Origin of the sequence: Vibrio sp. YT-16, from assembly GCF_033337405.1 — a bacterium.
Lineage (GTDB): Bacteria > Pseudomonadota > Gammaproteobacteria > Enterobacterales > Vibrionaceae > Vibrio > Vibrio alginolyticus.
In genome coordinates, this window is sequence record NZ_JAWOQQ010000080.1 from 1 (window position 1) to 1,338 (window position 1,338).

3 protein-coding genes are annotated in these 1,338 nt (G+C 41.0%); all 3 read left to right on the forward strand.

From position 1 onward, the window contains the following. On the forward strand, positions 1–178 hold a 178-nt coding region (locus tag R7F07_RS24855), incomplete at its 5' end, for a YccF domain-containing protein (protein ID WP_318110618.1). 648 nt (positions 179–826) lie between these two features. Continuing rightward, entirely contained in the window at positions 827–1,168 is a 342-nt protein-coding gene (locus tag R7F07_RS24860) for a hypothetical protein (protein WP_005485142.1), read from the forward strand. A gap of 36 nt (positions 1,169–1,204) precedes the next feature. Then, on the forward strand, positions 1,205–1,333 hold the full coding sequence (locus tag R7F07_RS24865; protein ID WP_025542121.1) for a hypothetical protein: 129 nt from the start codon (positions 1,205–1,207) through the stop codon (positions 1,331–1,333). The last annotated feature ends 5 nt before the right edge of the window (positions 1,334–1,338 follow it).

Sequence of the window (1,338 nt, forward strand, 5' to 3'; positions counted from 1 at the left end):
AGGTTTGTGGCTGGCAATCGGTCATATCCTATCCGCCGCAGCGTGTTTCGTTACCATTATTGGTATTCCGTTTGCACTTCAACACCTGAAACTGGCCGTAATTTCCCTCGCGCCTATCGGTAAAACTGTTGTAACGTCAGAAGAAGCGGCAATCGCTCGTTACAACATTAATCGTTAAGGTTATGTATCCTCTGAGCTTTCGAGCTCAGAGGGCAACGCCTGTTAAAAGTAAGCCTATTATTGCTACAGCGTATTCGATAATGGTTGATTGTATGCTCATACCGTCACCTTTAGGTTTATATCTTACCTAGCTCTGCACTGCTTCCAATTTATCCTTTATAATCAATTACCTTTATTGCCCATCACTTGAGTTATTCAACGCTTCAACTACAAACATCTCAACTCAACTTCCCTCTTACAAATTTTTAAAGCCGAACTATAAGCGTAGCCAAAAGTAATCGACTTTGAAGAGAGATCTACGCGGTAAACGGAAGAATATTGGTCAGGAATCTTACTTTTTCAGGCCCAAGAACAACTTATGGTCGTATCTTTTTTAACCACAAAATGTGCACATCAAAAGGCAAAGAACACTAAGGATTGAATAAATCAACAAACATTGATTGTGACGTAGACTAATTTATTTTGTTTGTCCTCTTCCCCTACCACCCCATATCATCCCCACCATAAACGCTCTTTGATATTTTTATTTGTAGTTCTGCCACCGACGTAAAAGTACGCCTTTTCATCCCACAATTTTGCTTTTACAACCGACCAGAACGTTCTGAGTCATTCAATGACTCAGCATCTATTCATGCAGGAATATATCGTGGATAAATATCAAGCGGCTTACGCAAAGCGTCTCTCAAAACTAAAAAGTGATAACAGTTCACCTAAGGCAATAGCTCGCCTTTGCGCTTGGGATTCGTTTTTTAACCAAGAGTTTGAACTTCAAGATCTTGAATATCAGATGGCCGATGCTGCGCGTCAGCGTTACGAGCAATCCAATGTAAAAAACGACATTTCGTTTAAAGCCTTCAAACGCGCCTTCTACAACGAATCCATCGAGATCTATAACTTGACCGATGGCGCAGCCATTCAAAAAGTCTTTACGCCATTAATTATGCTTGCCACCGCTTGGATTGTGTTTGTGTGCTCTGTATCGAACTAAGCACGCAAATACACTCCAAGAGGGATGAGAATCATCATGCCTAAGATAACGTTACTTCTGCTGGCCACTACAATTGGTATTGGCATTACGGGCGCTGCATTTTGTGTTGGTGTGACTTACACATTTACTCAGTTACCGTTAGAAAGCTGGTTTCTAAACCCATAAATACA

What these genes read in the sequence shown, in the direction of transcription:
- R7F07_RS24865 (WP_025542121.1), top strand. Translation starts at nt 1,205, where the DNA reads ATGCCTAAGATAACGTTACTTCTGCTGGCCACTACAATTGGTATTGGC.